The organism is Staphylococcus sp. EG-SA-2, from assembly GCF_017152085.1.
The window spans coordinates 1-5,924 of the sequence record NZ_JACYHC010000424.1; the positions used below are offsets into that span (position 1 = coordinate 1).

General features: G+C 26.9%; 5 protein-coding genes and 1 pseudogene. 5 read left to right on the forward strand and 1 reads right to left on the reverse strand.

Annotated features, from left to right (window positions below; all coding sequences use genetic code 11):
* The first annotated feature begins 48 nt into the window (after positions 1-48).
* Both IDG60_RS04890 and IDG60_RS04895 read left to right on the forward strand, forming a co-directional pair.
* A complete protein-coding gene (locus IDG60_RS04890; RefSeq protein WP_000750310.1) occupies positions 49-978 on the forward strand; it encodes a helix-turn-helix transcriptional regulator in 930 nt (309 codons plus the stop codon).
* A gap of 330 nt (positions 979-1,308) precedes the next feature.
* Positions 1,309-2,565 (forward strand): MrcB family domain-containing protein, encoded by a 1,257-nt coding sequence (locus IDG60_RS04895; RefSeq protein WP_206160533.1) that lies wholly within the window; start codon positions 1,309-1,311, stop codon positions 2,563-2,565.
* Between the two features lie 339 nt (positions 2,566-2,904).
* Here the strand turns inward: IDG60_RS04895 and IDG60_RS22130 are convergent.
* Positions 2,905-3,944, reverse strand: a pseudogene (locus tag IDG60_RS22130) (IS3 family transposase).
* Between the two features lie 375 nt (positions 3,945-4,319).
* Here IDG60_RS22130 and seh point away from each other — a divergent pair.
* The 3 genes from seh to IDG60_RS27395 all read left to right on the forward strand — a co-directional run bounded on the left by seh (position 4,320) and on the right by IDG60_RS27395 (position 5,800).
* Positions 4,320-5,045 carry a staphylococcal enterotoxin type H gene (seh, locus tag IDG60_RS04915; protein WP_000608674.1) on the forward strand — a complete coding sequence of 242 codons (726 nt, stop codon included), beginning with the start codon at positions 4,320-4,322 and terminating at the stop codon, positions 5,043-5,045.
* Between the two features lie 328 nt (positions 5,046-5,373).
* Positions 5,374-5,505, forward strand: a complete 132-nt coding sequence (locus tag IDG60_RS27390; RefSeq protein ID WP_256530356.1) for a hypothetical protein — start codon at positions 5,374-5,376, stop codon at positions 5,503-5,505.
* Complete coding sequence (locus IDG60_RS27395; RefSeq protein WP_078055703.1) at positions 5,492-5,800, forward strand: exotoxin beta-grasp domain-containing protein; 309 nt, start codon at positions 5,492-5,494, stop codon at positions 5,798-5,800. Before IDG60_RS27390 ends, IDG60_RS27395 begins: the two co-directional genes overlap by 14 nt.
* Positions 5,801-5,924 lie beyond the last annotated feature (124 nt).

Below are 5,924 nucleotides of genomic sequence, written 5' to 3' on the forward strand. Positions count from 1 at the left end.
GTATATACTGTATTAGTGTCACCTATTGATACTAAAAGGGGAATAATAATGAAAAAATCTGTTAGATTATATCATATGATTGAATACTGTAATGAAAAAAGGAATTTCAAGTTAAATGATTTAATGTCAGAATTTAATATTTCTCGTAGTACTGCTTTAAGGGATATAAAGGAAATTGAAGCATTAGGAGTGCCTTTATATAGTAGTACAGGGAAAAATGGCGGTTATATGACCATAGGTAATCGAAACCAAACGAAAATAGCAATCACAGACGAAGAATTGAAAGCTTTAGTATTTACACTTTCAAGTATCTCCAATGTTAGTAAGTTACCTTTTCAAACAGAATATCAAGAAATATTAAAAAAGTTATATAATAATTCGAATAAAAAAGAATTGATAAACCAGTATAATGAGATATTTCAATATTTTAATGAAGATACATATCAGTTCAAAAGTTATAAGATATTTAATGAAATCATTAGATTAACAATTGGTAGTAAGTCATTTAAAATCTGTTATTCACAAAACTATTTGAAAGAACAATATAAAGGTATTGGTATCTTATATAAAAATCAACAATGGTACTTCGTTGTTGTTAATATAGCATCAAAATTAGTAAAGTTGTTAAACATTTCTAAAATAAAAGAAGTATATGAAATGGGAGAAACTAAAGAATGTAATGAAATAACTATGCAGAATTTTCAACAGTTTATGGTTGAAAACGAAAATACGATTGATATACAAATTAGAAGTAATATTATTGGATTAAATATCTTGAAAGGATACTTGTGGAGTGACTATATGATTGAAAATATTAACGAAGAGACATATTTGTTTAAATCAAAAGTGAACATGCAAGATATAAATTTTATAGCTAAATTAATAGTCACATGTGGTGCCAATGTCAAAGTAGAATTTCCTATTAGTTTGAAAAAAGCTATTAAAACTGAACTAACCAAAATAATAAACTTATACTAATGGTAATTTAATTATGATTGCAATAACAAAGAAAAGATAATCTTAAACATATTAAATTGATCCGTAGTTTAAAAACCGCATCACTAACCGAGACGCAGAGGCGTATCATAAGTAATGAGGTTCATGATTTTTGACATAGTTAGCCTCCGCAGTCTTTCAAGTAAATAATATCGAAATATTCTTTATAGTGAATATTTATAGTGAAGCAAAGTTTTAGCTTTGAGAAAATTATTTCTGTAAATAAATATAGTAAAATTACGGTAAAATATAAATAAGTACATATTGAAGAAAATGAGACATAATATATTTTATAATAGGAGCGAATTTCCAATGATAGACAACTTTAAACAGGTCCTTAAATTAATTAAAGAGAAACGTACCAATAATGTAGTTAAAAAATCTGATTGGGATAAAGGTGATCAATATAAAACTTTAGTCCATGATAAGTTACCCAAGCAGTTAAAAGCGCATATAAAAGAAGATAAATATTCAGTTGTAGGGAAGGTTGCTACTGGGAACTATAGTAAAGTTCCTTGGATTTCAATATATGATGAGAATATAACAAAAGAATCAAAGGATGGATATTATTTGGTATATCTTTTTCATCCAGAAGGAGCAGGCATATACTTATCTTTGAATCAAGGATGGTCAAAGATAAGTAATATGTTTCCGCGGGATAAAAATGCTGCAAAACAAAGAGCATTAACTTTATCTTCCGAACTCAATAAATATATTACATCAAATGAATTTAATACTGGAAGATTTTATTACGCAGAAAATAAAGATTCATCTTATGATTTAAAAAATGATTACCCATCAGGATATTCTCATGGATCAATAAGAATCAAATATTATGATTTGAATGAAGGGTTCACAGAAGAAGAAATGCTATATGATTTAAAGAAATTTTTAGAACTATTTAATGAATTAGCTTCAAAAGTTACAAAAACATTCTATGATGGCTTAGTCAATAGAATAGACGAAATACAGGAAGATAGTGAAATTGAAGAAATTAGAATAGCACAAATAGATAAGACACTCAAGCAAGTGGAAGCACCTAAAGGAGTAATTCCAAAATATAAAAAAGGTGTATCAAAGACTACTAAAAATGATTCAGAAATTGAAAAATCAAATAAAGAGAATAAATTAACCGGTAAAGTTGGAGAAAAATTAGCGCTAAAATACTTTAATGATCTAATTGATAATAAAATAGACGAAGATAAGAAAGAACAGTTTAGGAATATTTTAAATGATAATCCAGGCTCTCAACACGGTCATGGCTATGATTTAGTAGCTTTTGATCCAACAAATACAGATGAAGCTATAGAAAAATTTATTGAAATTAAAACATCTATATCTTCTAATATTGAGGAACCATTTTTTATGTCGCTAAATGAAATGTTTGCTTTGAAAGAGTATAAGAAGAAATATTTAATATTAAGAATATTTAATGTTTCTGGTGAAGAACCACAATTTTATTTTATAGATCCGTATGCAAATTATTCTGAATTTAAAGATGTAGATGATCTCATTGATAAAGTATTTAATGTAGAAGCTATTCAATATAAAGTTTTTGGCGAAAAATGATTACTTGAACAAGAGCTAAAATAGTGATCTAATAAAATATAGAAACTGTAATTTAAATAAAACTTTCTAAATAAGCTAACTGATAAAAAATCAGTTTGTCCACAGTCTGAAACAAGATTCCTATATTCTTTAGGAATCTTGTTTTTTCTATTTTTATGGTGATAAAGAGCAGATAAGATAATGTGGAATAATCACAAAAAGTTAAATATTTTAAGTTTTGTTTAATTATTAATGATTTTACATTTAGATTGTCAAATTAAGCTGGACAGTTTAACATCTTCGATGAAACTCATAAATACTTCCAATTGGTATTCTATAACCTGGTATGTCAACATTTTTTTAGACATTTTTCATATGTAGATTTTTAAATGCCACTGGCGTCAAATACTGTAATGAAGAATGTAGTCTAAAATTGTTATACCAATTTACATAATCAAATAATTCTGTTTCTAACTGTTCTAAGTTTTCAAATTACATTTGTTTTACAAATTCAGATCTCATTGCTTTCATCGTTGCTTCCGCAACTGCGTTATCATAAGGACAACTTTTGGTACTTAATGAACATTTGATTTTAAAGGATTCTAGGACTTCATCTATCAAATGATTATCAAAGTCTTTGCCTCTATCGGTATGGAACAGGTTGATTTGTTCAAGATTATGATTTATTCTGCTGATTGCTTTTGATACTAAATTTGCGTCCTTATTTTTACCTGCACTGTAACCAACAATTTCTCTATTAAATAGATCTATAAATAAACATATGTAATGCCATGTTCCTGCGACTTTTACATATGTCAAATCACTTACTAATGTCTCCATTGGTTGTTCTCTATTAAAAGCGCGATTCAAATGATTTTTAATTCGTTTTTCATTAGTTTCTTTTGGATAATTTTTGTATTTAGCTTTCGTATAAACAGAAACTAGATTATGTTTTTTCATGATACGAGCTATCTTTCGTCTTGCACCAAAGACTTTTCTATTAGAATTAAAAATATTTATGACAGCACGTTCTACGTTTGAATCATCTTTAGTGATTTTATTATCTTTTCTTTTTATAGAATCATAATAGGTACTTCTTGGTATTTTTAGGACTTTACACATTGCCGGAACTGAATATTGATGTGCATTCTTTTGAATGACTTCTATTTTCGTCCTATGATCAGCGCTGCTTGCTTTAAAATATCGTTCTCCATTTTTATATGTTGAACTTCATTGCCTAATTTAATCAGCTCTTTTTCTTCATCTGTTAAGCTATCTTGATGATTGAATCAACCTGTGTTTTGATGTTGCTTTATCCATTTCCCTAACGCGGAAGGTGTTAAATCATACTCGCGTATAATTTCATTCCTAGGCTTACCATTTTTATATAATCTAACCATTTATAACTTAAAATTTGAACTAAATGATCTTCTTTCTCTAGTCATAATAAAATCGCCTACTTTCTTAAATTAACAAAATCTACTCTCATAGAATGTGTCCAATTAAGTGTAGACGATTCATTGTTCACCTCAATAAAATTATGTCTAGGTTTTTAAAAAATGTACATTATTAAACTATCATTTCCATTCTAACTACTATAGCAACTGATATCTATGAATATAAATCTTTTAATATTGGTTTAATATAAATATTCCATTTCTAGAAACCTATATTTTATGTTTGTATAAATTCATAAATTGTTCGAAATTTATATATTAAAAGTTGTTTTTGTTGTTTTATAATTAAGTTAATGAAATATATTGAGGAGTTTTAAAATGATTAATAAAATTAAAATATTATTTTCGTTTTTAGCATTATTACTTTCATTCACATCATATGCGAAAGCAGAAGATTTACACGATAAAAGTGAGTTAACAGATTTAGCTTTAGCTAATGCATATGGTCAATATAATCACCCATTCATTAAAGAAAATATTAAGAGTGATGAAATAAGTGGAGAAAAAGATTTAATATTTAGAAATCAAGGTGATAGTGGCAATGATTTGAGAGTAAAGTTTGCAACTGCTGATTTAGCTCAGAAGTTTAAAAATAAAAATGTAGATATATATGGGGCATCTTTTTATTATAAGTGTGAAAAAATAAGTGAAAATATTTCTGAATGTCTATATGGAGGTACAACACTAAATAGTGAAAAATTGGCACAGGAAAGGGTGATTGGTGCTAATGTTTGGGTAGATGGTATTCAAAAAGAAACAGAATTAATACGAACAAATAAGAAAAATGTGACATTGCAAGAATTAGATATAAAGATCAGAAAAATATTGTCCGATAAATATAAAATTTATTATAAAGACAGCGAAATAAGTAAAGGTCTAATTGAATTTGATATGAAAACTCCTAGAGATTACTCATTCGACATTTATGATTTAAAAGGAGAAAATGACTATGAGATAGATAAAATTTATGAAGACAATAAAACTTTAAAATCTGATGATATAAGTCATATTGATGTAAATCTATATACTAAGAAAAAAGTATAATCAATGAAAATTTCTAGATCAATGTTAGTGTTAATTGTCATGTCTTTTTTCCGTTATGGAATTCATTTAAGCATTTTTCTCAAACAAGTACATATACTCCAAAAGCAGAAACTCTAAAGAACAAGTCCGACTTAGATTTAACCGCGTTATATAATATTAAACCTGTATATTCAGAAAGTGAATTTCTTAAATTTTAAAGATAAAATTAAAACCAAGCAACTATTATATAATTATTTAATGTTATAATTAAATAATTGAATAAAGATAGTCTAAAAAAAGAGCTTAATAGTTCGGAAATTGCAAACACATTCAAAGGAAAAATGTAGATATATTCGGAGTACACTTTGGAGCAAATTGTGTTGGAGAAGCAGGTGAGAATAGCGCTTGTTTATATGGTGGAGTCACATTTCACGAAAAAATGAAAAACAACAAAAAAGTCAATAGGCATAAATGTATTTAAAAATGGATTTCAACAAAAAGGGTTTGTCATTACTACTGCTAAAATCAAACCCACAGCTCAAGAGCTAGATCTTAAAACGAGAAACAATATACAAAATCAATATAAAATGTATGATTCGGAAACTGGAGATATACAAAAAGGATATATAAAATTTCATTCTACTAAATCAAGTTTCTATTATGACTTATTTGATTTTAAGGTGAAAAAACGTGTGGATTTCTTAAAGTTCTATAATGACAATGAACTTATAAGTACCAAAAAATTACATATAGATATCTATTTGTTTAACAAGTAAATAATTGGAAACGTTTATTGATACCTTACAGCCATATGGGCAGACAAAATGTCAGTTTATCTTTTCATCAGTTGTGTAAATTACTTTGCAAAAACTTAGTAAGTGTGGGAAAGATTATTAACAG

Bases quoted from the DNA above. Each gene is read 5' to 3' on its own strand.
- IDG60_RS04895 (WP_206160533.1), top strand. From the start codon at position 1,309: ATGATAGACAACTTTAAACAGGTCCTTAAATTAATTAAAGAGAAACGT.
- IDG60_RS04890 (WP_000750310.1), top strand. From the start codon at position 49: ATGAAAAAATCTGTTAGATTATATCATATGATTGAATACTGTAATGAA.
- seh (WP_000608674.1), top strand. From the start codon at position 4,320: ATGATTAATAAAATTAAAATATTATTTTCGTTTTTAGCATTATTACTT.